The sequence below is a fragment of the Pirellulales bacterium genome (assembly GCA_019694435.1).
GTDB lineage: Bacteria > Planctomycetota > Planctomycetia > Pirellulales > JAEUIK01 > JAIBBZ01.
The window spans coordinates 26,818-51,956 of sequence record JAIBBZ010000027.1 but is presented as its reverse complement, the minus strand read 5'-3'; the positions used below and the strand labels follow the sequence as shown (position 1 = coordinate 51,956).

19 protein-coding genes are annotated in these 25,139 nt (G+C 65.2%); 8 read left to right on the top strand and 11 right to left on the bottom strand.

Features of this window, described 5'->3' with window-relative positions:
* Positions 1–137 precede the first annotated feature (137 nt).
* Both K1X74_17680 and K1X74_17675 read left to right on the top strand, forming a co-directional pair.
* The gene (locus K1X74_17680; GenBank protein ID MBX7168171.1) at positions 138–1,289 is read left to right on the top strand and encodes a hypothetical protein; all 1,152 of its coding nucleotides are present in this window, start codon (positions 138–140) and stop codon (positions 1,287–1,289) included.
* Between the two features lie 220 nt (positions 1,290–1,509).
* The gene (locus K1X74_17675) at positions 1,510–5,043 is read left to right on the top strand and encodes an MFS transporter (GenBank protein ID MBX7168170.1); all 3,534 of its coding nucleotides are present in this window, start codon (positions 1,510–1,512) and stop codon (positions 5,041–5,043) included.
* A gap of 75 nt (positions 5,044–5,118) precedes the next feature.
* On the opposite strand, the gene K1X74_17670 is transcribed toward K1X74_17675, so the two are convergent.
* Positions 5,119–5,928, bottom strand: coding sequence for a hypothetical protein (locus K1X74_17670; protein MBX7168169.1), 810 nt, complete (start codon positions 5,926–5,928; stop codon positions 5,119–5,121).
* Between the two features lie 370 nt (positions 5,929–6,298).
* On the opposite strand from K1X74_17670, the gene K1X74_17665 reads away from it, so the two are divergent.
* Entirely contained in the window at positions 6,299–7,552 is a 1,254-nt protein-coding gene (locus K1X74_17665) for a HEAT repeat domain-containing protein (protein MBX7168168.1), read from the top strand.
* Between the two features lie 113 nt (positions 7,553–7,665).
* Complete coding sequence (locus K1X74_17660) at positions 7,666–9,084, top strand: hypothetical protein (GenBank protein MBX7168167.1); 1,419 nt, start codon at positions 7,666–7,668, stop codon at positions 9,082–9,084.
* 22 nt (positions 9,085–9,106) lie between these two features.
* Here K1X74_17660 and K1X74_17655 read toward each other — a convergent pair whose 3' ends face one another.
* The 9 genes from K1X74_17655 to K1X74_17615 all read right to left on the bottom strand — a co-directional run bounded on the left by K1X74_17655 (position 9,107) and on the right by K1X74_17615 (position 19,111).
* The gene (locus tag K1X74_17655; protein MBX7168166.1) at positions 9,107–10,390 is read right to left on the bottom strand and encodes a hemolysin family protein; all 1,284 of its coding nucleotides are present in this window, start codon (positions 10,388–10,390) and stop codon (positions 9,107–9,109) included.
* Positions 10,387–10,884: an rRNA maturation RNase YbeY gene (gene ybeY, locus K1X74_17650; protein ID MBX7168165.1), complete on the bottom strand. Its 498-nt coding sequence runs from the start codon at positions 10,882–10,884 to the stop codon at positions 10,387–10,389. Before ybeY ends, K1X74_17655 begins: the two co-directional genes overlap by 4 nt.
* A gap of 100 nt (positions 10,885–10,984) precedes the next feature.
* Positions 10,985–13,255 (bottom strand): HDIG domain-containing protein, encoded by a 2,271-nt coding sequence (locus K1X74_17645; GenBank protein MBX7168164.1) that lies wholly within the window; start codon positions 13,253–13,255, stop codon positions 10,985–10,987.
* Positions 13,256–13,270: 15 nt separating this feature from the next.
* On the bottom strand, positions 13,271–14,233 hold the full coding sequence (locus tag K1X74_17640) for a PhoH family protein (GenBank protein ID MBX7168163.1): 963 nt from the start codon (positions 14,231–14,233) through the stop codon (positions 13,271–13,273).
* A gap of 155 nt (positions 14,234–14,388) precedes the next feature.
* Positions 14,389–15,264 carry a phosphatidate cytidylyltransferase gene (locus K1X74_17635; GenBank protein MBX7168162.1) on the bottom strand — a complete coding sequence of 292 codons (876 nt, stop codon included), beginning with the start codon at positions 15,262–15,264 and terminating at the stop codon, positions 14,389–14,391.
* A gap of 79 nt (positions 15,265–15,343) precedes the next feature.
* On the bottom strand, positions 15,344–16,084 hold the full coding sequence (locus K1X74_17630; protein MBX7168161.1) for an isoprenyl transferase: 741 nt from the start codon (positions 16,082–16,084) through the stop codon (positions 15,344–15,346).
* Positions 16,085–16,101: 17 nt separating this feature from the next.
* Complete coding sequence (locus K1X74_17625) at positions 16,102–17,421, bottom strand: adenylosuccinate synthase (protein ID MBX7168160.1); 1,320 nt, start codon at positions 17,419–17,421, stop codon at positions 16,102–16,104.
* Between the two features lie 135 nt (positions 17,422–17,556).
* Entirely contained in the window at positions 17,557–18,072 is a 516-nt protein-coding gene (locus tag K1X74_17620; protein ID MBX7168159.1) for an RNA methyltransferase, read from the bottom strand.
* Positions 18,073–18,085: 13 nt separating this feature from the next.
* Complete coding sequence (locus tag K1X74_17615) at positions 18,086–19,111, bottom strand: hypothetical protein (GenBank protein MBX7168158.1); 1,026 nt, start codon at positions 19,109–19,111, stop codon at positions 18,086–18,088.
* Positions 19,112–19,303: 192 nt separating this feature from the next.
* Between K1X74_17615 and K1X74_17610 the strand changes: the two genes are divergently transcribed.
* Positions 19,304–20,428 carry a hypothetical protein gene (locus K1X74_17610; protein MBX7168157.1) on the top strand — a complete coding sequence of 375 codons (1,125 nt, stop codon included), beginning with the start codon at positions 19,304–19,306 and terminating at the stop codon, positions 20,426–20,428.
* A gap of 7 nt (positions 20,429–20,435) precedes the next feature.
* Here the strand turns inward: K1X74_17610 and K1X74_17605 are convergent, their stop codons facing one another.
* Positions 20,436–20,840 carry a metalloregulator ArsR/SmtB family transcription factor gene (locus K1X74_17605; protein MBX7168156.1) on the bottom strand — a complete coding sequence of 135 codons (405 nt, stop codon included), beginning with the start codon at positions 20,838–20,840 and terminating at the stop codon, positions 20,436–20,438.
* Positions 20,841–21,198: 358 nt separating this feature from the next.
* Between K1X74_17605 and K1X74_17600 the strand changes: the two genes are divergently transcribed.
* Genes K1X74_17600 through K1X74_17590 form a run of 3 tightly spaced genes read left to right on the top strand, consistent with a single transcriptional unit; the run spans position 21,199 to position 25,137 of the window.
* The gene (locus tag K1X74_17600; GenBank protein MBX7168155.1) at positions 21,199–23,058 is read left to right on the top strand and encodes a peptide ABC transporter substrate-binding protein; all 1,860 of its coding nucleotides are present in this window, start codon (positions 21,199–21,201) and stop codon (positions 23,056–23,058) included.
* The gene (locus K1X74_17595) at positions 23,055–23,972 is read left to right on the top strand and encodes an ABC transporter permease (GenBank protein MBX7168154.1); all 918 of its coding nucleotides are present in this window, start codon (positions 23,055–23,057) and stop codon (positions 23,970–23,972) included. The genes K1X74_17600 and K1X74_17595 overlap by 4 nt, the downstream gene beginning before the upstream one ends.
* Positions 23,973–23,985: 13 nt before the next feature.
* Positions 23,986–25,137: an ABC transporter permease gene (locus K1X74_17590; protein ID MBX7168153.1), complete on the top strand. Its 1,152-nt coding sequence runs from the start codon at positions 23,986–23,988 to the stop codon at positions 25,135–25,137.
* The last annotated feature ends 2 nt before the right edge of the window (positions 25,138–25,139 follow it).

Here is a 25,139-nt window from a genome sequence, read left to right as displayed (position 1 = left end):
TAGCCGCGTTGACCCCCTCGCGGTGACACCCTACAGTACGCCGCCCACGACCTGGACCCTGCTCTTCTTACGCCGGCGCACCAATTGGGTTCTGACACTGGCCGGCTGGTTCTCTCCACACTTCGACCATGCCCCGAATGGATGCATATTGCATCGGCTGGGACCTCGAACACCCGGAGGTCGAGCCCTGCGCGCTCGACGACGTTCAATCCTGGAACGCCGCGCGCGTGATCTTTCTCGCCTACTCGGCCATCGAAGGCCTTTGGCGCAGGGCTGCGGGCCGTCCGCTCAGTGTCTTCCGCAGCCCACGGCTGGAGCACGAATGCTGGCGCGAGTTGCACGACCTGATCGGCCGGATGCGCGCGTACCTCGATCGAGGCGGGCTGCTGTTTTGCCGGCTCGACCTGCCTGAGTCGCGCTGCCGCGTGGCCGATCCGCCTGGACTGCCCGATTTTCCTCCCGGGAGTCAACTCAACGCGTACGAGGCTCTGGCCACGGTCGATTCGACGTTTGCGGCGATCGCAGCGACCTGTGGGCGCCTGCTGCAATCGCGCCTGGTGCGTCACACGACCGGCCACGCTCTCGACGGCTACCTCGAGGCGTACGAGCGCACCTTTCGGCCGGACGTGGCCCTGCGCGAATTGCCTGCCGGCTGCGAACCGCTGGCCTCGACCGGAGATGGACTGGCATTGGCCGTCGCGTCGGATTCGGTCGTCTGGCTACCGCCGCTCCGTGTGCCCGATCCCATCGGCGAGGGACAGCTCTTACATGCCGCCGCCATGCGCATGCTCGGTCGCGATGCCCTCGATCCGCGACGCCCCGTCTCGATCAACGCCGACGACGCCTCGTTGTCCGCCCGAGAACAGCAACTCGCCTGCAAGATTGCCCAGCTCGAAGCACAACGCGCGGCGCTGCGTGGTGAGCGCGAGGCCCGCGCGTGGTTGGTCCAGCAACTCGACCACCCTCGAGCCGCCGAGGACGAACTGTTGCGCCGGGCGCGCGTGCTGTTGCACCTCGACGACTCGGCCGCGCTGCCCGGCCGTCCGTGCAAGAATGCACCGTCAATCGCCACCCGGCAGCGTGCAGTTTCTTCAGTGCTTCCCGTCGATCTGCGGCGTGCCTTGGCGGCGGCCCTAATTCATCCCCAGTGCGATCGAGCCTTGTATCGCTTGGAGCGGTCGTTGCGATCGCTGCCGGACGGTTGGCGATTCTGCCCTCAAGAAGTGCTGCTCGAACCCGAAGAAATTGCCGAGTTTGGGGTGACTCAACTCCGCGGCCACGGCAACTAATGGCTCGCTTCGTCGTGCTGCCCCGCCTTTGCACGAGTCGACTTAAACATCTTTGCGGCAAGCACTTGGATTCGAAACAGTGGTGCGATCCGGCAGTCCGGAAGCTGCCTGAGAAAACCTGGCGGACCAGGCGTTATAGCCAGCGAGCCGCTCCGCCTTGTACTTTGGGGACGCTTCTGGCCCCGAATTACACCACACTTCGAGGCTTCGTAGATCAGCCATGATTGCCACCCGCCGCCCCATCCGCCGGCCCCAAACCGCGGCAGACGCCCCACCCAGCGATGGGCTCTGGTCGCGCAGCTTTGCCTCACTGGTCATCTCGCAGTTCTTCGGCGGATTTAACGACAACCTGTTCCGCTGGCTGATCATTCCGATCGGCAAGGAATATTTTCCTGAGCATACCGACACGATCCTGGCGATGGGGCTGGCGTGCCTGGTGTTGCCGTTCTTGACGTTCGCCGCGCCGGCCGGTTACCTGGCCGACCGTTTCAGCAAGCGCAACGTCATGATCTGGAGCAAGTTCGCCGAGACCATCGCCATGCCCATGGGCGCGGCTGCGATCTACTTCCAGAACGTCTACCTGATGTTCGGCGTGTTGTTCCTGCTCGGTGCGCAAAGCGCTTTGTTCACCCCGGCCCGGCTGGGCTGTATGCCGGAGATCATCCGGCCCGAGTTGCTCTCACGTGCCAACGGCATTCTGGGACTGATCACGGTCTTCGCCGTGGCGACCGGCATGCAGGCCGGCAGCGCCCTCTACGACCTGACCAAACCCTACGGCGTCCACAACCAGTGGATCTCGACCCTGGTGGTGGTCGCGGTCGGCGTGTTGGGCTGGATCGTGGCCTACGGCATTCGCCCGCTGGCCCCGGCGAACCCCACGCGCACCTTCCCTTGGAATTTCGCGCGCCACACCCTGGCCGACCTGGTCAGCGTGCAGAAGAACCGGGTGATCGGCGCGACCATTCTGCTGCTCGGCCTGTACTGGGGCCTGGCCTCGCTGGCCCAGATCAACGTCGATAAATACGCCACGCAGGTCCTGCACCTCGACCAGAAGTACGTCACGATGCTACTCGGGGCGCTGACCTTCGGCGTTGCCGTCGGGAGCGTGTCGGCGGGGCTGATGTCGGGCAAGCGCATCGAGTTGGGCATGGTCCCGCTCGGCGCGTTCGGCATGGGCTTCAGCGCGTTGTTCCTGTGCCTGAACGACAGCTCGGGCGTCTGGGCCGCGTGGTGGTTGTTCCTGCTCGGTGTGAGCGCCGGCATCTTCGACGTCCCGCTCGAGGCTTTTCTGCAGCATCGCAGCCCTCCGCAGACGCGCGGTTCGATCCTCGCGGCCTACAATTTCGTCGCTTTCGCGGCGATGATCATCGTCTCGATGCTGTTCCCCGTGATGACCAGCGGCCTGCACCTGCCCGGTGCCGGAGCGAAGCTGCTGGCACTCAATCTCGATGGCGGCCAGATCTTCCTGCTCATGGGCATTGCCACCACGCTCGTCGGCATCGTGTTCTGCGTGGTGGTGCCCACGTATCCGATCCGCTTCTTGTTCTTGTCCACGGCACGACTGTTCTACCGGGTGCGCATTCGCGGCATCGAGAACATTCCTGCTACCGGCGGCGCGCTGTTGATCTCGAACCACGTCTCCTGGGCCGATGGCATCCTGCTGATGCTCTTCTGCCCACGTAACGTGCGCATGGTCGCCTACGCTGAATACATCGAGCGCGGCGTCATGAAATGGCTCGCGGCTCAGTTCGGCACGATTCCGCTACGGCCGGGTGCCGGGCGGCGGTCGATTCTCGAATCGCTGTCCGCGGCCCGTACTGCGGTGCGCCAAGGAGAATTGGTTTGCATCTTCCCCGAAGGTGGTTTGACGCGCACCGGCGCAATGCAGGACTTCAAGCCGGGTGCGATGGCGATTCTCAAAGGGGCCGACGTGCCGGTGATTCCGGTCTACCTGGGGGGGATGTGGGGGAGTATCTTTAGCTTCTGGGGTGGGCGTTTCTTCTGGAAACTGCCCCGACGCTGGCCCTATCCGCTGTCAATTACCTTTGGTAAGCCGCTGACGGCGGTGACGTCGGTCGAGGATATGCAAGCCGCCGTAGCGGCCCTGCGCGAAGAAGCCCTGTCGGAACACAAAGCCATGCAAGACCTCACCGAACCTTCGAGCATCCCGCCCCGGGCCTTTTTGCGGAATTGCCGCGCCAGCATGAAGCGGGAAAAGCTCGCCGATTCGACCGGCCAATCCATGACCGGCGCCGACATGCTCGTCCGCGCCTTGATCTTCAAACGCCTGCTGGAGCGCGAGGTATTGGCCGCGGACGAGAAGTACGTCGGTCTGCTGCTCCCCCCATCGGGCGGCGCGGTATTGGCCAACGTCGCCTTGCCAATCAGCGGCCGCGTGGCCGTCAACCTCAACTACACGGTCTCGTCTGAGATCATGCAGTTGTGCATCAATCAGTGTGGCATCAAGCACGTCCTGACCAGCAAACGGGTCATGTCACGGCTGAACCTCAAGATCGACGCCGAGATCGTCTATCTCGAGGACCTGATCACCAAGGTCACCAAGCTGGACAAACTGATCTGCGCCGCGATGGCGTATGCGATGCCCCTGTGGCTGCTCGAGCGTGCCCTGGGACTGCACAAAATCCAGCCCGACGACGTGCTGACCGTGCTGTTCACCTCCGGGTCGACCGGCGAGCCCAAGGGCGTGATGCTGACCCACCGCAACGTCGCCTCGAACGTCCTGGCCATCGACCAGGTGGTCAAGTTGAACGAGCACGACGTCGCGCTGGGCGTGCTGCCGTTCTTCCACAGCTACGGCTACACGGCCACGATGTGGACGATGTTGATGCTGGTGCCCAAGGCCGCTTACCACTTTTCGCCGCTCGAGGCCCAGGAAGTCGGCAAACTCTGCAAGAAACACCACGCCACGATTCTGATGGCAACACCGACGTTCTTGCGGGCCTACCTGCGGCGGTGCGAGCCGGACGATCTGAAGTCGCTCGACGTGGTGTTTGCCAGCGCCGAGCGGCTGCCGCCCGACCTGTGCGATGCCTACGAGGCCAAGTTTGGCACACGTCCTGTAGAAGCATACGGTGCGACCGAAATGTCGCCCTTGATCGCCCTGAACGTACCGGCCAGCCGGCGTTCGCCTGGCGACGTGCGCGGATGGCGCGAAGGCTCGGTCGGCATGCCGATTCCCTGGACGGAAGCCAAGGTGATCGATCCCGATACGTCGGAACGTCTGGGCCGCAATCTGCCCGGCATGTTGCTGCTGCGCGGCCCCAACGTGATGAAGGGCTATCTCCACCGCCCCGATCTGACGGCGCAAGTCGTCAAGGACGGCTGGTACGTCACCGGCGACATCGCCTATGTCGACGACGACGGCTACATCCACATCACCGGCCGCCTGAACCGCTTCTCGAAGATCGGTGGCGAGATGGTGCCGCACATCAAGATCGAAGAGACGATTCAAAAGCTCATCGGCGCCGACGAAGAGCACCTGACCGCCGTCGTGACGGCAGTGCCTTGCCCGAAAAAGGGCGAGCGGCTCGTCGTGTTGCACACGGCCCTGAGCAAGACACCTCAGCAGATTTGCCGCGAGCTGGGCGAGACCGACCTGCCCAACCTGTGGATTCCCTCGCCGGACAGCTTCTTCGAGGTCGAGGAAATCCCGGTGCTCGGCACCGGCAAGCTCGATCTCAAGGCCCTCAAAGACCTGGCCCTGGAACGCTGCTCGGCCATCGAGGCCCGGTGAATTGCCCGGTGCGGTCCAGCCGGCGGCAGCAACCACGCGCCGCACGGCTGGTTGAACTTACCGCGGGGCGTGGGCTCACTCGCCCCCGGTCTGGTTGGGCGTGATCCGGGCGGCCAGGGTCCGGCGCTGATCGCCGCGGGCAGCCACGCGTGCCGTGACTTGCACGAACCGGCCCCGCAGCTCAGGCGACACGTCGGTCAGCTTGGCTGCCAGGCGCTCCATGCCGCGCGGATTGGCCTCGGCGGCTCGCGACAGGCTCTGCACGAACAAGGACGTCTGCTCGAAATTGAAGTCGGCCACCTTGCCCACGAGAGGCTGAAACGTCTTGGCCAGCAGGTCGAGACTCACCTGCTCGAGTCGCATGAACACGTGCAGCCGGCTGCAGACATAGTCGTAGCCATGCTCGTCGCGCTGGTAGTCCGATTCGAGCAACAGCACGCAACTTCCCCGGACAGGCTTGGGAAACATCGGCCCGTCGTAGGTGCCCTCGCCGTAGACGACGCGGAGATGCTGATCCGCGTAGACGACGTGCACCTCGCCCAGGGTCCCTGCGCCGTCGGCGGCGCGAAACATCCGCTCACTTTGCCGCTCGAGCGTGATGTCCTCGAGCCCGAGCAGGTGCCAGATGTTGACCAGGATCTCGGGATTGTCGACCGTGAACTGATAGAGTTCCGGATCGCAACGGATCACTTGCGTCGGCATCCGCCGGAACAAGCTGGTCTTTTCCAGGACCGTTTCGATGCGCGCCTGGTCGCGGCGCGCGATCTTGTCCCACGGAATCAGCTCGATCGCCGCCTCGCGGGCAGCGCGGCTCGAATTGGCCCGGGCCGGATTGTCCTCGGCCTGGACGGCGGCGACGGCCAACAGCATTCCACACCCCAACATCCACGCTGCCAACCACTGACAGCGGCGGCCGCTGGCAAAACGGCGCGCAAGCGGCTCAACCGGCGCGCAGGCTTGCGCCTGCCGCCTCGGCGTAGCGAACACCATGCTATCCCCCCTTCCCGGACATTGCGGTGCATGGTTCACCAGGCTTAAGGCCGCGCCTGACCGACCGGTCTCGGTCGTGGCCGCCGCGTGTCAAACCATGCCGACGTTAGGGATGATTCGGCTCGAATCGATCCGCGGGGTCAGCGAATTTCGGCCGGTTTTATTGATTGTGCTAGCTCGACGCACCGGCGCCTTGGCCTTGCCGCGCTGGCCGCTTTGCGTTTACATGCCTGACCTTTCTCGAGGCTGTCCGGAGAGATCTGTCATGGGCCCCGTTCTCGACCGGCCGCGGTGGCAATTGCTGCTCGTGCTTTGCGGTGGCCTGGCAACCGGCCTGGCCATCGCCACGGCGTTCACCTTGGCCCGACGCGACGAGCTCATCGCCGCGCAGCTTGCCGCGGCCGTGCCCAATGCCTCGGCCCCGCGCGGCGAAGCGATGTTGGCGGCGGCTGACGATCTCGGCGCGCCGGCCGTCGACGTGTTCGTCGCGGCGCTGGCAGCGCGCGATGTCCACGTGGCCCGCGCCGGTGCCGCGCGATTGTGGTCTGCACTGCGCGGCTGGGAGACGCTTCCAGATCACGAAGCCATCCGGCGCATCGAGCGGCTCACCGCGCGGCTCTCGGCCGTCGCGCCCCGGCTGCAAGGCGAAGCACGCCAGTCGGCCGTCGCGCTCACTTCGCGGCTGTTGACGTGGCCGGTGCCCAATTCAAAGCAGCAGGCCACGCGACATGTGACGGCGTGTGCCAACTTGCTGCGGTCGCTGCAGCCCAAACGGCTACCCGTCCGCACCGCCACACTTGCCAGCCCCGGCCCCGCCGTGGCTACTTCGGCCCGCAACGACTCTCCCGCCACGGCGTTTGCGGCCTCCATCAATCGGCTCACGACAGGTCAGGTTCCCGGCGGTGGTTTGCCCTTGGGCGAAACGACAGCCGCCGGACAACTGGCCGATGTCCGCGATCCGACGGGCGGGAGTTTTGACGGCCCCGCTCCCACGGATGGCGAGCCACCCACCCGGCGTACGCCATCGCGCGTTCACCCGGCGTCTCTCGTGCAGCGCGAGGCCTCAGAAATGGACCCCGTCGCGCCGCAGATCTTTGAGGAAGCCGCCGCGATTCCCTCGCCCCAAGCCGCCGAGTCGGTTGACCCCCGGTCGATGACCAGTCTGGAGCTTTGCCGCCGGACCTATGCCGCCGACACCGCGGTCGCAGCCGCAGCGACAGCCGAATTGACGCAACGCGGTCTCGAGCCACACGTGATCGAGCTGGGCCGCAAACTGGCCTCGCCCGACTCGGCCATTCGCCGCGAGTGGACCGAGCAGCTCCCGCAATTGGCCGGCTTCGATGCGGAGCCCTGGTTGCTCGAGCTTTCGCGCGATGCCGACCGCGAGGTCCGTCGCACGGCCCTGGGCATCCTCGCCACGATGCCTGGCAATCGACATCGACCGCGTCTGGCCGAAATGGCCGCCCAGGACCCGGACCCGTCCCTGCGGGCACTCGCCCAGCAATTGCTCGGCCGCTAGGCAGAATTCCGGCGGCAAGGCCTGTAACAACCCGGCCGAGCGTGCGCTGAGATGCGTGGACCGCCGCTGTCGCGGAAGCCCTCCATCCCACACTCAGCGCGGAGCGCAACGTCATGGCAGCCCATTTGCCGGTTACCCTGTTCGAGCAGTACATGCTCGATGACGACACACAGGCCTATCCGATGGTGTTCTTCCTCCGCAGTCGCCTGCGGGGGCGGCTGGTACGCGAACATTTCGAACAAGCCTTGCGGCAGGCGATTGACCGGCATCCGCTATTGCGTGCGGTGCTCCAGGACCACGGGGGCCAGACGACGTGGCTGCCGCTCGAGAACGAGACGCCGGACCTTCACTGGTGCGAAAGTGACACGACCGGCTTTGGCCCCCGGTCGGCCCAGCGCCTCGACCTGCGCCGTCAGCCGGGCTTGCGCGTGTGGGTCCAGTGTCTGGACCAGGAAACCACCGTGCTGTGGGAATTCCATCACGCCTGCACCGACGGCACCGGCGGCATGCAACTCATCGAGGACACGCTCGTGGCCTATGCGGCCGCATGCGACGCCCCGGGCACGGCGCCTGCCTGGCGCACGCTCGACGATCCGTCGCTGGAATACCGCCGCACGTTCGGGCTCGACCGCATCGGGCGCATCGCGCGCTTGCCGCTCGACCTGCTGGGCGCGTTCGGCGTGGCCCAGTTTTTCGCGAATCGCCCTCGGGCCTTGGCTGCGGACCGTCCAGCGCACGCTCCGGCTGACGACGCCTGTGGTGGCCCCAGCACCCAGTCACACACGTTTACGGCGGTCGAGGTTCGTCGGCTGCAGGCCGCCTGCGCCGAACGCGGCGCGACGATCAACGACGTCTTGATTCGCGACCTGATGACCACGCTCGACGCCTGGCAAGCCGAAAAGACGCCGCACGAGGCGAATCCGTGCCTGCGCATTTCGGTGCCCGTCAATCTTCGCCAGGATCGCGCCGCCGCAATGCCGGCCGCGAATGTCGTCTCGATGGTGTTCGTGGATCGGCGTCCGCGTCGTTACCGGCCGGCCGCGCTATTGGCCAGCATCCGCCGCGACACCTGGTTCATCAAGCGGCTGCGATTGGGCCTGGTGTTCATGCTGATCCTGCAATTTTTCGCCCGGATCACCCGCGGCATGGGCTGGCTGCTGGGTGGCTCGCGCTGCCTTTCGACCGCGGTGCTGAGCAACCTGGGTGTGCAATTCGATCGCCTGCCGTTGCGATACCAGGGACGACGCGCCGTCACCGGCAACGTCGTGCTCGAACAAATCGAGTTGCTGCCGCCGCTGCGACGCCTGACCCGCGCAGCCCTCGGCGTGGTGACCTATGCCGGCGAGCTGACGCTCTCGCTGCACTACGATGCTTCGTGCTTCGACAGCTCGTCCGCGCGCATCCTGCTCGATCGCTACGTGAGCACCGTGCGTGCCAACAGCGCCGTCTGGCCAGAGCTGGTCGCTCACCCCGCTCCGTCGCGGAAAGGCACACGGACGGTGCCTTCGCCGGCCTTGGCCCCGGCGGCATAAGTGCCGCGTCCGTCGGCGGAGATCAGGCCGTTTCTTTCGGCACTTCGTCGAGCAATTCGATGCGCACGCGTTCGATCCGCCGGCGCGAGACGTCGATGACGGTCAACTTGACGTTGCCCACGACCAGCGAATCCCCGACGTTGGGGACCCGCCCCAGCGAGCTGAACACGAAGCCGCCCAGCGTGTCGAAATCGCCATCCTCGGCCAGCGACAGGTGCAGCCGCTGGTTGATCTCGTCGATATGCACCCGGGCCAGCACTTCCGAGGTCCGCTCGTCAATCTGCTTGATGCCGTCGACGATGTCCTCGTCGTACTCGTCGACGATCTCGCCGACGATTTCTTCCAGCGCGTCTTCGATGGTCACCAGGCCGGACACCCCACCATATTCGTCCAGCACGATCGCCATGTGGTTCCGCGTCCGCTGAAACTCTTGCAGCAGATCGTCGACGCGCTTGGTCTCAGGCACGAAATAGGGCTGCCGCACCAGCGTCGAGAGATCGAGATCCTGGTCCGGGGTGCCTTTGGCGAGTTCGGGCAACAGGTCCTTGGCATACAAGATGCCGACGATGTCGTCGCGGTTGCGATCAAAGGTCGGAATCCGCGTATGGCCCGAGTCGATGATGATCCGCAGCGCCTTGGGCAGCGAAATCCGCAGTGGCATCGACACGACGTCCGTACGCGGCGTCATGATCTGCGAGACATCGGCGTCGCGCAGCTCGATGATCCCCTCGATCATCTCCCTGGCATCTTCCTCGAGCAGTCCTTCGCGGTGCCCCTCGGTGACAATCGTGCGAATCTCGTCCTCGAAGGTTTCTTCGGTCGGTGGCTGTGGCTGCCGGCCGGCAAAGCGATGCACGATCACGTCGACGATCCGCTCGCCGAAAATCACCGGATACAGCAACTGGGTCAGCAGCTTCCAAAAGGGCCACGTCGCATCGAGAAACGGTTCGGCCCAGATGCGGGCGAGCGCATGGGGCAACCAGACTTCGAGCAAGAGCAAGAGCAACGCCCCCGCGATCGCAGCGACGATCAATTGCACTGAGCTCGGCTGCCCGGTCATTGACTGCCAGTCGAGCGACACGGCGCCGCAGATCAACGTGGCCGTGGCGATGACTTGCAGCGCCTCGGCGGCGACGGCCGTCCGTTCATGCTGCAGGAGAATTTCGGCCAACCGGTTCTGGTGCCCCGCGCGTCGCGCGACTTCCTCGAGACGGTGCCGGGAAAAGCTCCGCAGCGAACGCGCGGCCCAGGCTGCGGCCAGTGTGCCCAACGCGCCGGCGATCGACAGGCCCAACGCGAAATTCACCGGGACCTCCGTGGGCGCGATTTTGGCCGGCGCCGCCGGGGCTTGGTGGCGCGGTCCCCCGCGCCGGCCGCTGGTCGCGGCGGAGTCATACCCAATTGGGCCAGATAGAACGCCTCTTGCTTGCGCATTTCCCGCGTGGCTTTCTCGCCCTTGTCGTTGTATCCGACCAGGTGCAGGCAGCCATGGATCACGTACAGGGTCAACTCGCTCGCCGCGTCCCAGCCGTAGTCGGGGGCATTGGCTGCCGCGGTGTCGGCACTGACGACGATCTCGCCTTCCAACCGTTGCGGGGATTGATGCATCGGAAACGTAATCACGTCGGTCGGATAGTCGTGATCGAGAAATGTGCGGTTCAACTGGTGAATTGCCGGATCGTCGACCACCGCCACATTGACTTCGGCGACCGCTGGCCCCTCGGCCGACAATACGGCCCGCGCGGCCGCCTTGAGACGCGGCACGTCGATTTCGGCCGCGCACCGGACCACCACGTGCACGCGCAGCTTCTGCGACGAACTCCGGGGTGGGCTCGGCGGTTGCGCCGGGCGTTGTTTTGGGGGCGGGCTCTGCCCGCGGCGGTCTGCGGCCATCGCGTCGCTACGCCGTCCGTTGTTGGTCGGGGTATTTGACGCGCGCATGGTATACGGCCGTCAGGGATTTGATCAAACGGTTTTCGACCGTTCGCAACTGACGCAAGGTCAGGCCGCATTCGTCGAATTGCCCGTCGAGCAGCCGCTTCATGGCGATCTCGCGGACCAGGCTCTCAATCCGCGCCGGCGTCGGCTCGATCAACACCCGACTGGCGCTCTCGGCCGCGTCGGCCAGCATCAAGATGGCCGCTTCGCGACTTTGCGGCTTCGGGCCCGGATAGCGGAACGCGCTTTCCTGCACCTCGTTGCCGTGCTCGCCTTCGTTCTGCCGAGCGCGATTGTAGAAATACTCGACCAGTGTCGTGCCGTGATGCTGTTCGATGAAATCGATGATCGATTGGGGCAAGTGGTGCTGCCGCGCGAGGTCCGCACCGTCCTTGATGTGCGCAATGATGATCAACGTGCTCATCGCCGGTACCAGCGACTCGTGGCGGTTCGCCTCGGCGCCCTGGTTCTCGACAAAATACCCCGGCTTGAACATCTTGCCGATGTCGTGGAAATAGGCCCCCACGCGAACCAGGAGCCCATTGGCGCCGATCGCTTCGGCGGCCGCCTCGGCAATCGAGGCCACGTTGATCGAGTGGTTGTAAGTGCCCGGCGCACGGCGCACGAGCTCTTGCAGCAGCGGATGGGCCACGTCGCCCAGCTCGAGCAGGCTGATGTCGGTCACGACGCCGAACAGGCTCTCGATGTAGGGCAACATCCCCGTCATCAAAATGCCCGAGGCAAGTGTCCAGCCCGCGTTGCGCGCGGCCAGGTAGAGCATGTCCATCGACAGCGGCTGCCCTTCGAGCGCTGCCTGGACGAGCGACAGCGCGGCGGCCACGAGGGCCGCGACGAAGGCCACTTTGGTGATCTTGCTGCGGCTGCGAATCCGCGTCAGCAGCAAGATGGCCGTGCAGCTCGTTCCCAGCAGCAATAACAATCCGCCGATTCCCGAGCCGATCTCCAGGGCCACCAAGAGCGAGACCCCCGCCGCGATCAGCAGCGCGATCTCCTGGCGATAGGAAATGGCGAACGTCATGCACATGAACAGCACGGGCAGCAGCTCGGCGCGATAGGGATCGACAGCCGCCATCCGCGCTGCGCCTACGCCCAGCAACACGCCGCCAAGCAGCAGTCCCAATCGGCTCAGGTTGTGAAACAGTTGCTTCTCACGCTTGACGACGAAGTAGCCGATCAGCACAAACAAACCGCCGATGGTGCCCAGCACGGCCAGCGACCGCACCGCGTGTTGCAGGGTGGTCAGCGATGCAAGGTACGACTGGTGCTCGAGCGCCAGCACGTCCAGATCGTTGGCCGTCAGGGGCGCGGCCGCCTTGGCCAGCGTGCTGCCCGCCTCGTAGGTGACCAGCACCTCGGGTTGCTGTGCGGCGGCCAGCTCGCGCTCACGCTGAGTGGCCGACAGGTCGATCTTCAGCGTGCTTTTCAACTCGCGCAGTCGCGGCATGAGCCAGGCAAATGACCGCTCGGCGACGACCGTCGAATCGAGGTTGATCAGCAGGCTTTGCTTCAAGGCCGCGCCATCGCCCAGCAGCACGTCGCTCAGCTTGGCCACGTCGCGTTCATTCGGGGCCCCGTGCGGGTAGACGAAGATCTCGTCTTGATTGCCGTCGGTGTGTTCCCGGGGCAATTGATCGAGCAACCCGTGGCGTTCCCACGAAGAAAATGCCTCGGCCAGGTCGCTCTGAAACTTCTCCAGCACCTCGGGCCCGGAGAACGCAGCGCGGAACTCTTGGAATGCCTGTTCGCGTACTTCTTCCGCGGGGGGTACCGCGTCGGGCGCGGCTGGCGGTTCGAATTCGCGCCACAAGCTCGGATCGACGTCGCTCAGTTTTTCCGCGCTGATCACGGCCTGGACCTGGTTGCGCAGTGCACTGCGCAACTGTTCCAGCGTCTCGGGATTCTGCTCGTACACGTAGCGCACCCGGCCCCGCGCCACCTGGCGGGCCGCGTCGGTCGCCGCCTGATCGGGCTTGCGGAACGCGACGCGCGACACGACCTCGCGTTGCGGCACGTAGCCTTCGCGATAGCCCAGCGGAGGTGCCCAGCCGCGCATCACCACCCACAGCAGGAAGGCCGTGAGCACGCACAGCCCGACCCGCAACAGGGTCGAGCCGCGGCGCAACTCGCCGAGCGTGCGGCTGACGCGGCCGGGCGGGAGTTCGAGCGCGGCGACACGTTCTGATCGGGTGCGTTTCGAGCCGCCGTTACTCATATTCTGCGCGTTGGCTTAGCGCCCTCGTTTTGGCCGCGTGGGAGGATCGTCGTCTTCGTAGGCCCGTACGATCTCCGTCACCAGGCGGTGCCGCACGATGTCGGCCCCGCTCAAGAAAACACAGGCGATCCCGTGGATGTTCTGCAGCCGGCGGATCGCGTCGTTCAGCCCGCTGAGCGACTTCTGCGGCAGGTCGATCTGCGTCGTATCGCCCGAGATCACCATCCGCGAGCCGCGCCCCATGCGGGTCAGAAACATCTTCATTTGCCCGACGGTGGCGTTTTGCGCCTCGTCGAGAATGATGAACGAGTCGTTGAGCGTCCGCCCGCGCATGTAGGCGAGCGGAATCACCTCGATCACGTCCTGATCCATGTAGCGCTTGATCAGGTCGTAATCCATCATCTCCCGCAGCGCGTCGAGCAACGGCCGCAGATACGGGTTGATCTTTTCGTGCATCGTGCCCGGCAGATAGCCCAGGCTTTCTCCCGCCTCGACTGCTGGACGCACGAGCACGATCTTGCGAATCCGCTCCTGCCGCAGCGCCGAGACGGCCGCCGCCACGGCCAGATAGGTCTTGCCGGTGCCCGCGGGACCGACGCAAAACACGACCTCGTGATCGACAATCCGGGCCAGGTACTCGGCCTGCCCCGGGGTGCGCGGGGCTACGCGCCGCCCGCCGCTGGTCGCTTCGAGCGGCGGCTGATCGACGACGGCCGGGTCTCCCTGGGCGAGGGCCAACATCCGGTTGACCTCGTCGGGATCGATGTTTCCGTACCGCTGGACGTGCTTCTGCATCTCGGTCAGCACTTGCGTCGCCTGGGCCACGGCGGGCCCTTCGCCCTCGACGTGAATCGTGTCGCCTTGGGTGAAAATGCGCACCGCGAGCGCGTCGCGAACTTTTCGCAGGTGTTGGTCTCTGGCGCCGAACAGCGGTAGCAGCGCTTTCGAGTCGACCACCGAGATGGTTGATTCAACCATGAAGGTGAGCCGCGGCTTCGTTTGCCCGGCTCCCCTGGGACTAGCTAATGGGTACCTACAATTTATACCCCACGCAGCCTTCGTCGCACTAGCGCGACCAACTGCACAGTCAGAAACCCTTTCCCAACAACCAGTTCAGGCGTTTTCGCCGCCTGCTATCCCGCCGGGCCAAACACCCAGAAAAGCCATGCCACGGGCGCGGCATAGAGGATCGAGTCGAGCACGTCGAGCACGCCGCCGAAACCCGGCATCCAATTGCTCGAGTCTTTTTTGCCGGCCTCGCGCTTGAGCATCGACTCGGCCAGGTCACCGATCACGCCGGCGGCCCCGACAACCAACCCGAACGGCAGCCACCGCCCGATTCCCCAGGCGATTCCCGGCGGCCCGGTCGCCTGGACCAGCGGGCCCAAGGCGAGCCAGGCCCCCAGGCAACAGCAAACCAATCCGCCGGCCAGCCCTTCGATCGTCTTGCCTGGGCTCAATTTCGGCGCGAGCTTGTGCCGGCCGAAGAGTCGTCCAAACGTATAGGCCCCGATGTCTCCGAGTTTGACCACGATCACGACCGAAGCGAGGGCCACGACCCCCATGGTCCCCGGCCGCACCAGCCGCAGTTGCGCGAGAAAGCTCAGCAAATAGCCCGAGTAGAGCACCGCGAACAAGGTGCTCGCGACGCGGGGAACTGCCTGCCCACACCCGTCGAAGCACACCACCTCGTACGCCAGCGCAGCAACGACGATGAGGGCCAGGACCGCCGCCGACCACCCCAAAGGGCCCAGCAACGTGTCGGGCCAAAATACCTGGCCCCACGCGCTCGCCAACACCAACGGTGCGCCCAGGTACACGAGTGCCACGCGGGGCGCCGCATGCCGCGCGGCGACCAATTGGACCGTCTCGCCCGCCGCCAGCAATGCCACGACGATGCCCAGGGGCATCAGCCACGCTCCGGGCCAGGTGCTGCGGGCATCGAGCCAACAAAGCGCGGCAAGGCCCGCTACGAACATGAAACCCAGCAGCAGTCGCCAGCGGAGCATAGCGGAACCTTAGTCATCACTCGCGCACGCCGCCGCGAGCTTTCGGTCGAGGAACTCCTCGGGGCGTGCTTCCGGGCGGCTAGGCATCGTGCAGACCGCCATAGGTTCGGCGCCGCTGGGCATAGTCGCCGATGGCCTGATCGAAATCGGCCTCGCGGAAATCTGGCCAGCACTTGGGCGTCACCCAGATCTCCGAGTAGCTAATTTGCCAGAGCAGGAAATTGCTGATCCGCATCTCGCCGGCCGTCCGGATCAACAGATCGGGGTCCGACATGCCGGCCGTATACAACGCGCTGGCCAGCGTGGCCTCATCGATGTCGTCGATGCTCAGCTCGCCGCTTACCACGCGCCGCGCCAAGCGACAGGCCGCATCGACCAGCTCTTGCCGTGATCCGTAGTTGATGGCCAGGCACAGTCGCAGGCCCGTGTGGCCCGCGCTCAGCTCAAGCGTGCGATCCATCTCGTCCAACACGCGCGCCGGCAAACCTTCGCGTTGGCCGATCACCGAGAGCTTGACGTTTTGCTTTGTCAGCGTCGATCGCTCTTCGATCAGGTACTGCTCCAGCAGATGCATGAGCGCATCGACCTCGGGCTGAGGCCGGCGCCAATTCTCGGTCGAAAAACAGTAGAGCGTGAGCTGTTCGAGTCCCAGCCGCGCGGCGTGCTCGGTGATGGCCCGCACGCTGGCCACGCCCGCGCGATGTCCTTCGACGCGCGGCAGTCCGCGACCTTGCGCCCACCGGCCGTTGCCGTCCATGGTGATGGCGACGTGCCGGGGACGTTCGGCCGACGGTGTTGCGGTGTCCTCGCCTGCAACCATGATCCGCGGCCTTGGCTTCAGGCAGTTTCCAACAGCGTCGAATAAGTGCCGTTGGCCACGATCGTTTGCTCGCGATCGGGCCCGACCGAGACGATTTCGACGGGCCGTCCCAGAATCTCCGCGAGGCGGTCGAGATAGGCCCGCGCCTCGCGCGGCAAATCCGCCAGATGGCGCAGACCGCTGATATCGCGCTGCCAGCCGGGCACCGTTTCGTAGACGGGCTTCGCCTGGCGGAGTTCGTTGACGTGACTCGGAAACGCGGTCACTCGCTGGCCGTCAATCTCGTACGCGGTGCAAATCCGCAGCTCGGGCAGTTCGCTCAGCACGTCGAGCAGCATCACGGCCAGGCAATCGACGCCGCTGAGTCGCGCCGTGTAGCGCGCGGCCACGGCGTCGAACCAGCCGCACCGCCGCGGCCGGCGAGTAACGGTGCCATATTCGTTGCCGCGATCGCGCAGATGCTGGCCGGTCGCGTTGTCCTGCTCGGTCGGGAATGGCCCTCCGCCCACGCGCGTCGAGTAGGCCTTGACCACGCCGATGATCCGGTTGAGATAGCGTCCCGGCACGCCGGCTCCGCTGCTGATGCCTACGCCCGAGCTGTTGCTCGAGGTGACGAACGGGAAGGTGCCATGATCGATGTCGAGTAAGGCGCCTTGGGCGCCTTCGAACAACACCTTGCGACCGTGTTCCAGCTGGGTGAGCAGAAACTCGGTCGTGTCGATCACGTGCGGACGCAAGCGATCGGCATAGCCGCGATATTCGCGCACGATGTCGGCCGCCGCGAGCGGCGTAAACTCGCCGGGGCCTGCCAAGGCGCCAAGCATGGCGTTCTTGTCGGCGACGATCTGTTCGACTCGTTCTTCAAACCCGCGGCGATACAGATCGCCCAACCGCACCGCATGCGAGCGGCCGACCTTGTCGCGATAACACGGCCCGATGCCCCGCCGCGTCGTGCCGATCGATTCGCCATTGGCGCCCGGACGATTGACCAGCACCTCTTCCTGCACGTGCCAGGGAAACACCACGTGGGCCCGATCGCTGATCAGCAGGTTCGCGCCGACTTCGACGCCGCGGCCCGTAAGACCATCGATTTCGCCGAGCAGGCTCTCGGGGTTCAGAACCACGCCCCCCGTGATGACGCACTGGACGCGGGCATTGAGAATGCCGCTGGGGATCAGCGAGAGCTTGTAGGTCTGACCGCCGGTGACGACGGTATGCCCGGCGTTCGATCCGCCCTGGTAGCGGACGACCAGCTCGTGCTGCTCGGTGAGCAGGTCGACGATCTTGCCCTTGGCTTCGTCACCCCATTGCAAACCGATCACACAGGTACCAGGCACGACCTACTCCTTGCCGCCGTCGCGGCTCCGCGGTCTGCCTTGGCACTCCGCGGCATTTGAGTCCAAACGCCTGAGTCTAGACCCCCTGGCGTAGCGGTCAAGGGAGCCGGTGAAACGCCCGAGCCCCGGTTCAGCTCAACCCCGTGGGAACTGCCGGCAATACTCGTACATCGCCATCGCCGCGGCCGTGGCCACGTTATAAGCATAGGGCAGCCCGTAAACGGGAATCTCGACGATGTCGTGCACCTGGCGCAACACATCCGCGTCGAGGCCTTCCCGCTCGTTACCCAGGATCAGGGCCGTGCGGCGCTCGAACGCGTAGTGGTGCAGGCTCACCGAGTTTTCGGCCTGCTCCAAGGCGGCCAACCGGAAGCCATCGGCCCGCAGCCGCGCGAGCTGCGGCAACAAAGTGCGGTGCACTTCGACATGGACGGTCGTGGCCGCGTCGCGAGCAATCTTGTCGACCACTTTGACCGCGCCGCAGGCAATCACCCGTTCGACGCCACAACAGCCCGCGGTGCGCAGGATGCGCGAAAGATTGACGTTGCTCCGCAACGGCGCACAGGCGATGACCAACTCGCGCGGCCGCTCCAAATTGCTCGGCGGTTTGTGGCGTGCTTGGAGCGGACCGTCGTCGTCTTGCGCGCTCACTGGGCGCCCCCGCTCACTGCACGGCCCCGTCGATCAGGGCATCGAGCGCCTCGGTCAGATTCTCGAACGCGGTGCCCTCGATGCCCTGCGACTTGAGGTACGCCTCGACTTTGGCCACCGGCACTGCCGCGCGCGTGTTGAATTTGACGCCCAGCAGGGCCTTTTTCGTCGGCGACTGCTTGGCGAGCGTGTATTCGGTGAAGTGAATCGTGCTGTTCATGCTGCAATCGCTCGGCGCCGCGGGCGGGCTGTAGGCCTTGATGTATTGAAAGACCGTGCGGCCGTCGCTCGTCCCTACGCAATGCAAGGTCACCTGCTCGCCCTCGACGCGGGCTCGCACCAGGATCAATTCGTAGCTCTCGTAAAACGTCGGCTGGCCACCGTCGGGCGGCAGCTCCATGATCGTGTTGCGGGTCGAGGCGACGAACGTGCGAAACGCCTCCGCTGCAGGCTTGGTTCCCGCCTTGACGAACAGGCCCAAGCCGCGGACCTCGCGCATCGAGTCTTCCATTAACGGCGCGAACTCCTGGGAGAACGAATCACCCTCGTAGGCGCCCACCGCGGCATAGGGCTTCGAATAGAGATAGATGGCCCCCGTCGATCGGTCGCGCAGCACCCGCACCTGCAGGCTGATGTAGTTGCCGTTGACCTTCCTCAAGATCCGCGACTTGCTCACGCTCGGCAGGTTGGCTTCGTCCTCGGGCCGCAGTTGCATGCCATACGCAGCCACCGGTAAGCGTGAGTAGTCAAATTCCAACTTCTTGCGGACCGGCTTGCCGCCTTCCTTGACATTCACCTCGTGGACCACGTGTCCAGAAAAATCGTCCTCGATCATCGGCTCGCCAGTGGCCACCTGCACCGTGGCATTCGTGCTGGCCGCATGCGCGGTCTGCAACTCGGCGTCCGTAACCGGGACCGTCCGCAGCATCTTGGCAAACCAGACCGTCTCGGCCCCGGCCAGGCCCGGACGTGCCCAGCCGCCCAGCAATGTGAAAACACCCACCGCCAACCAGCGCCACTTCACCATTGCACCTTCCATCGCGCGCCCCGGCTCGTTTCTTGCCCCATACGGATGAGCGAGCATTGTGGTTGCTCCTCAAGTGGCCGTCCAGCATGGGCCGCTTGGCGCGGGCCGCGAGTGCTGTCAATCTGGCCTATCGATACGCCGGCCCCACGTTTGACCGCCCGGCCCTTGGTTCTTCACCAGAAAACGATCGTCATGAGGCGCTGTATGGCTCGTAGTGTGAAGAGGGCATGCCCCTGGCTTGCCGCTGGACTGATGACGGCAGCGCTGACGTTGCCCGCCAGCCCCTGGGCCCGTGCGCAAGACGAGGCAGTGGTGGCCGAGGACGAAGTGGTCGTTGCCGAGGACGCGCCAGCAGAGGGCGAAATCGCGTCGACCGCGCCGCAGGAATGGAACCCGCCGTTGGTTCATGCCCGCAGCGTCGGCGGCGAGACTTACTGGCAGCGGCAATCCAGCGATGCATTCCTCGATCCCGATCAGCGGCTCAACCTGGTCCCCAAGTACGTCTTCGTCTTGCCTGATCCCAACGCGGACCTGCTCGGTAGTTTCCGCCAGGGCCCTGCGCTGGCCGATGGCCAGGCGTTGCAACTCAAGTCGGGCGTCGACGCACCCGCGCTGGCGGGGATCTTTCCGTGCGTGCCCAGCGACGCGGGACGCGCGTGGCAGTGGCTCGACTACGAGGACGGAGCGAAGGCCCACCTACTCGTCGGGCTGGTATCGGGCCAGGCCGACGCGCCCGCGCAATTGTTCGTCGCGCGCTTGGCCGCGCCGGCCAGTGCCGGTCAGATCGATCGCATCGTTGCCCAGCGCGAAGTCCCTGCGGCGGAAATCATCGCCGACGTGCTTCCCGGCGGCGCGCTTGACACGTTCGACCGCCCTGCGGAATACGGCTCGCGCAAGACGCTGGTAGGCCGCGTCATCGCCGTCCTGAAACGCCACGACGGACACTATGCCGTCGATTTCGCCGGCGAGAATCTGCATCCCGATAGTGACTGTCGCGTCTGGCTTTCGCCCGTCGAACACGACTTCGGCCATCCGGTCGCGATCCGCTTTGTATCCCTGCCAATCCAACGCGACAGCGGCAAGATTTCGCCCGTGACCGTGTTGTCGGTCGTCTACCGCGGACCGAACGACAAGTTGCACCAAATCGCGATCGATTTTCCGCTGTGCAGCTCGCCCCTGTTGGCGCAGTTGCGCCAATTGGCCGATCAGGCCCGCTCGACAGGAAAGCCCGGTGCCCGCGCGTCGAGCGCCGACCAGGCCACCGCCCTGCTCGGCGAAGACCTGGCCGAAGAACTGGCGCGCCGGCTGGTCAACGGCATCTACCGTTGAGCTACGACTAGACCAACTCGGCCACGGCCTCGGGCCGATACGACAGCACGTAGTCTGCAAAGCGGATCGAGCGGTGCGCTGCCGGAACCTGTGCGAACACGGCATCGAGGAGCGACGGAATCCGTTGCCGCACGACGCGGTAAAAGTTGTGTTTGCCCTCGCGCCGGCACTCGATCAGCCCGGCCACGCGCAACAGTGCCAGGTGATGGCTCACTGCCGGCTGGCTTTGCCGCAACAGCTCGCACAAGGCGCGGACGTGCATCTCACGCACGTTCGACAACAGGATCACGATGCGCAGCCGCGTTTCATCCGACAAAAGCTTGAACACCGTCACCAGGTCTTTGACCGCGGGTTCGGCGACGGGCGTGATGTCGACTTCGGGAGCGTCGACCACCTCGAGCTTTGTAATCATGGCGATTCAAGCATCCTTAGTGCGAAATGAGACGAGGTACGCCTTCCTCGCTCGCCGGCGGCGAGCCAGTACGGACGATCGCACGAGCGGCACTCGTTCGGACCGCAGAACACGGTCCAGTCAGAACACGGGCAACTGTGAGCGACCCTGCTCCGAAATCGAGTAGACCGAGAACCGGTCCACCGCTCACCGCCGATTCTACTGCTTTTCCACGGCCTTTGAAGCCATTTTCCACCGATTGTTTGCAGTCGCTGCTCGAAACCGGCGCGACCTTTGTCGCCCGGCACCCAGGGGGTACGATTGCGTTGGTTCGGGCGCATCGCCCAAAAAGCAGTCTAAGCCCCGGAGGGTCACGAGGATGGGTCGAGCGTTGGTCCCCACGGCGGCAGCCGCCATGCTGGCAGGGGCCATGCTCTGGGCCGTCAGTTTCGCCACGCTCCCCCAGGCGGATTTCACCTTCTGTAACGAAACCGAGATCAAGACCGTCGATCCGGCCATCGTCACGGGCCAGCCCGAGGGCCGCATCGTCTCGAGCCTGTACGAAGGGCTGACGCGCTGGGATCCGAAAGACCTGCACCCGATCCCGGGGGTCGCCGAGCGCTGGGAGATCTCGCCGGACCAGCTCACCTACCGGTTCTACCTGCGCAACGACGCACTTTGGTCCGATGGCACGCCCGTGACGGCCGACGATTTTGTCTGGTCGTTTCGCCGCTTTCTGCATCCGGGCACCGGCGCCGAATACGCCTATCAATTGTGGTACGTGAAGCGCGGGCGCGACTTCAGCACCTCGCAGCTAGCACCCGGCGACCCGGTCGAGATCGAGCTGCTGGAGCAACCCGCGGGTGCGCTGCCTCATGCGGCAGGCCGGTTGTTGCACGGCAAGCTGCTGTCGATCGAATCGCCCGCGCCGCCGGCCGGGGACGATGCGGCATCGGCGCCGGCGACCTATCGCGTCGAGATCGAGGGCGCAGAGCGCCGTTTTCGAAAAGGGGGCGGCGCCGGTACTGAAGATTGTCGCTGGGTGCTACTCGACTTTGATGCCGTGGGCATCCATGCCGAGGGTCCGCGCGTCGTGCGGATCGAGCTCGAGCACCCGACGCCGTACTTTCTCAGCCTGATGGGCTTCTACCCGCTGTCGCCCCTCAATCGGCGCTGCATCGAAACTCATGGCTACCCGGCATGGACCAAGCCGGGCAATCTCGTGAACAACGGGCCCTATTTGCTGGAATTTCGCCGGATTCGGGACCGGATTCGGCTGGTCAAGAATCCGCACTATTGGAACCGCGACGAAGTCCACTTTCGCACGGTGGACGCGCTGGCCGTCACCTCGGCGGCCACGGCCGTCAATCTCTATCTCACCGGCGAAGCCGATTGGGTGCCACAGGTGCCGACCACGATCGTGCCCGAGTTGCTCCGGCAGAAACGGCCCGACTTCAATCCGCAACCCTACCTGGGTATCTATTACTACCGCGTGAACACGACCCGGGCCCCGCTCAACGACGTCCGTGTGCGGCGAGCGCTGGCCCTGGCGATCAATCGCCGCGCGGTGGTCGATACCGTGACCCGCGCGGGCCAGATCCCCGCGTACAGCTTTGTTCCGCCGGGCATCGCCGGCTACACGCAGGCCGAGTGCCCGCACGAAAACCTCGACGAGTCCCGACGCCTGCTGGCCGAGGCCGGCTTTCCCGACGGGCGCGGATTTCCGCCGACCTTCGAGATCTTGTTCAACGATCTCGAGTCGCACAAAGCCATTGCCGAGTTGATCCAGGACCAGTGGAAGCGCGAGCTGGGCATCGGCGTGCGCGCCCAGAAGCTCGAATGGGCCGCGTACCTGGCCCGTACCAGGCAGCTCGACTACTGGGTCTCGCGCGCCGCCTGGATTGGCGATTACCCCGATCCGAACACGTTTCTCGATATGTTCGTCACTGACGGCCCCAACAACCAGACCGGCTGGAGCAATGCGGAATACGACCGGCTGCTGGCCCTGGCCGCGACCCAAGCCGATCCGGCGGAGCGGATGGCCACGTTGCATGCCGCCGAGCGCATCTTGATGGACGAGCTGCCCGTGCTGCCCGTCTATTACTACGTCACCATCCACATTGTGCGCCCCTACCTGCGCGGCTTTTTCGAGAACGTGCAGGACGTGCATCCGCTCGTGGGCATGTGGATCGATCCCGAGGCGCGGGCCAAATATTGGCAGGAGCACTCCATCCGATGATGGCCTTCCTCCTGCGCCGCGCGTTGTGGCTCGTGTTGACGCTGTGGATCGTGTTTACGATCTCGTTCTTCCTGATGCGCGCCGTGCCGGGCGGACCGCTTGACGCCGAGCGCCAGCTCGAACCCGAGATCAGGGCCAATATCGAGGCCCGTTACCATCTCGACGAACCGCTTGCGCGGCAATATCTCCGCGAGCTGGCAAACGTCGTGCGCGGGGACTTGGGCTACAGCTACAAAATGGCCGACTTCAGCGTCAACGAAATCATCGGCCAGGGATTTCCCATTTCCGCCTCGCTGGGCATCGTGGCGCTGTCGTTCGCGCTGGTGCTGGGTCTGAGCGTGGGCATCATCTCGGCGGTGCGCCGCCAAGGCTGGATCGACGTGTCGCTGCGGACGCTGGCCACGATCGGCATCGCCGTGCCCGACTTCGTTCTGGCGAGCGTGGCGATCATTCTGCTGGTGTTTGTCTGGCCGTTGTTTCCGGCGGCGGGCTGGGGCGAGTTTCGCCATTTGATCCTGCCCGGCTGCTGCCTGGGCGCACCCTACGCGGCCTACATCGCCCGGCTGACGCGAACCGGCATGCTCGACGTGCTCAACCAGGACTACATTCGCACGGCCTATGCCAAGGGGCTCTTACCGCGCACGGTGATCTTTCGCCACGCGCTCAAGGGCGCGCTGCTGCCGGTCGTGTCGTTCCTCGGTCCGGCGATCGCCGGTATTCTCACTGGCTCGCTCGTTGTCGAGCAGATCTTCGCGATCCCGGGGCTCGGCATTCATTTCGTGCAATCGGCCACGCAGCGCGACTACACCCTGGCAATGGGGCTCGTGTTGCTCTATACGGCGCTGCTCTGCCTGATGAACCTGCTGGTCGACGTGGCCTACACGCTGCTCGATCCGCGCGTGAAGCTGGAGTAGCCGCGTGACGACCCTGCCTGCTTCACCCCCGCGATCCGGCGCCGCCGAGCACGACCTGGCCCGGTACGAGCGTTTGCTCGCCGAGGCCGAGGCGATTCGCGGCGTCTCCTTGGGCCAAGACGCCTGGCGCCGCCTGCGGCGCAATCGCGTCGCCATGCTGTCGCTGGCCATCTTGGCGATCGTCTCGCTGCTGGCCTTGATCACGCCCGCGCTGCCGCTGCAATCGCCACGGGCCACGGATACGGCGCGGGCCTTTGCACCGCCGACGCTCGCGCCTGCCGCCGGCGACCGGCTGCCGATGTTCCACGTGCCCGCCGATCTCGAACCGGCCGAGTCGCAGCGCAGGTACGACGCCGCGGTCGATCTCTATTTCGGCGATCTCGGCCCGCTGAGCCGCGCGCTCCTGGCGACGCGCCTGGCCGTGTTCGGCACGCGCTGCCTGCCGTCGATCTGCGGGACCGACGAACTGGGCCGCGACCTGTTGGCCCGCGTGCTGTGGGGCGCGCGAGTCTCGCTGGCCGTGGGCCTCGTTGCCACGTTGGTTTCGCTCATCATCGGCGTGACCTACGGCGCGATCTCCGGCTACTTCGGCGGCCGGACCGACAACGTCATGATGCGCGTGGTCGACATCTTCTACTCGATCCCCTTCATCTTCCTGGTGATCTTCATCATCACGATCCTCAGCACCGAACAAACGCAACAGCGCCTGGCCACCTGGGGCTTCGACCGCATGGCGGTGTTCTTCTTCGTGGTCGGCGCGTTCTACTGGCTCACGATGGCCCGCGTAGTCCGCGGCCAGGTGATCTCGTTGCGCAACGAGCAATTCGTCGAGGCGGCCCGCACGATCGGTGCCGGCCGTGCAAGGATCATCTTCCGGCACCTGGTGCCCAATCTGCTCAGCGTGATCATCGTCTACCTGACGCTGACGATTCCCCGCGTCATGCTCTTCGAGGCCATGCTGTCGTTCCTCGGGCTGGGCGTCCAATCGCCGGACGTGAGCTGGGGGGCCCTGGCCAACGAGGGCATCCGCGTCATCACGGCCGTGAAGATCTATTGGTGGCTCGTGCTGTTTCCCGGCATGGCCCTGGCCCTGACGTTGTTTGCCCTGAATTTCCTGGGCGACGGGCTGCGCGATGCCCTCGACCCGCGATTGAAGAACCGCTGAAC

Coding starts and splice junctions, on each gene's coding strand:
- K1X74_17630 (MBX7168161.1), bottom strand. CDS start 16,084: ATGGTTGCAGGCGAGGACACCGCAACACCGTCGGCCGAACGTCCCCGG.
- K1X74_17680 (MBX7168171.1), top strand. CDS start 138: ATGGATGCATATTGCATCGGCTGGGACCTCGAACACCCGGAGGTCGAG.
- K1X74_17595 (MBX7168154.1), top strand. CDS start 23,055: ATGATGGCCTTCCTCCTGCGCCGCGCGTTGTGGCTCGTGTTGACGCTG.
- K1X74_17660 (MBX7168167.1), top strand. CDS start 7,666: ATGGCAGCCCATTTGCCGGTTACCCTGTTCGAGCAGTACATGCTCGAT.
- K1X74_17600 (MBX7168155.1), top strand. CDS start 21,199: ATGGGTCGAGCGTTGGTCCCCACGGCGGCAGCCGCCATGCTGGCAGGG.
- K1X74_17615 (MBX7168158.1), bottom strand. CDS start 19,111: ATGGAAGGTGCAATGGTGAAGTGGCGCTGGTTGGCGGTGGGTGTTTTC.
- K1X74_17675 (MBX7168170.1), top strand. CDS start 1,510: ATGATTGCCACCCGCCGCCCCATCCGCCGGCCCCAAACCGCGGCAGAC.
- K1X74_17635 (MBX7168162.1), bottom strand. CDS start 15,264: ATGCTCCGCTGGCGACTGCTGCTGGGTTTCATGTTCGTAGCGGGCCTT.
- K1X74_17665 (MBX7168168.1), top strand. CDS start 6,299: ATGGGCCCCGTTCTCGACCGGCCGCGGTGGCAATTGCTGCTCGTGCTT.
- K1X74_17670 (MBX7168169.1), bottom strand. CDS start 5,928: ATGTTGGGGTGTGGAATGCTGTTGGCCGTCGCCGCCGTCCAGGCCGAG.
- K1X74_17640 (MBX7168163.1), bottom strand. CDS start 14,233: ATGGTTGAATCAACCATCTCGGTGGTCGACTCGAAAGCGCTGCTACCG.
- K1X74_17610 (MBX7168157.1), top strand. CDS start 19,304: ATGGCTCGTAGTGTGAAGAGGGCATGCCCCTGGCTTGCCGCTGGACTG.
- K1X74_17645 (MBX7168164.1), bottom strand. CDS start 13,255: ATGAGTAACGGCGGCTCGAAACGCACCCGATCAGAACGTGTCGCCGCG.
- K1X74_17605 (MBX7168156.1), bottom strand. CDS start 20,840: ATGATTACAAAGCTCGAGGTGGTCGACGCTCCCGAAGTCGACATCACG.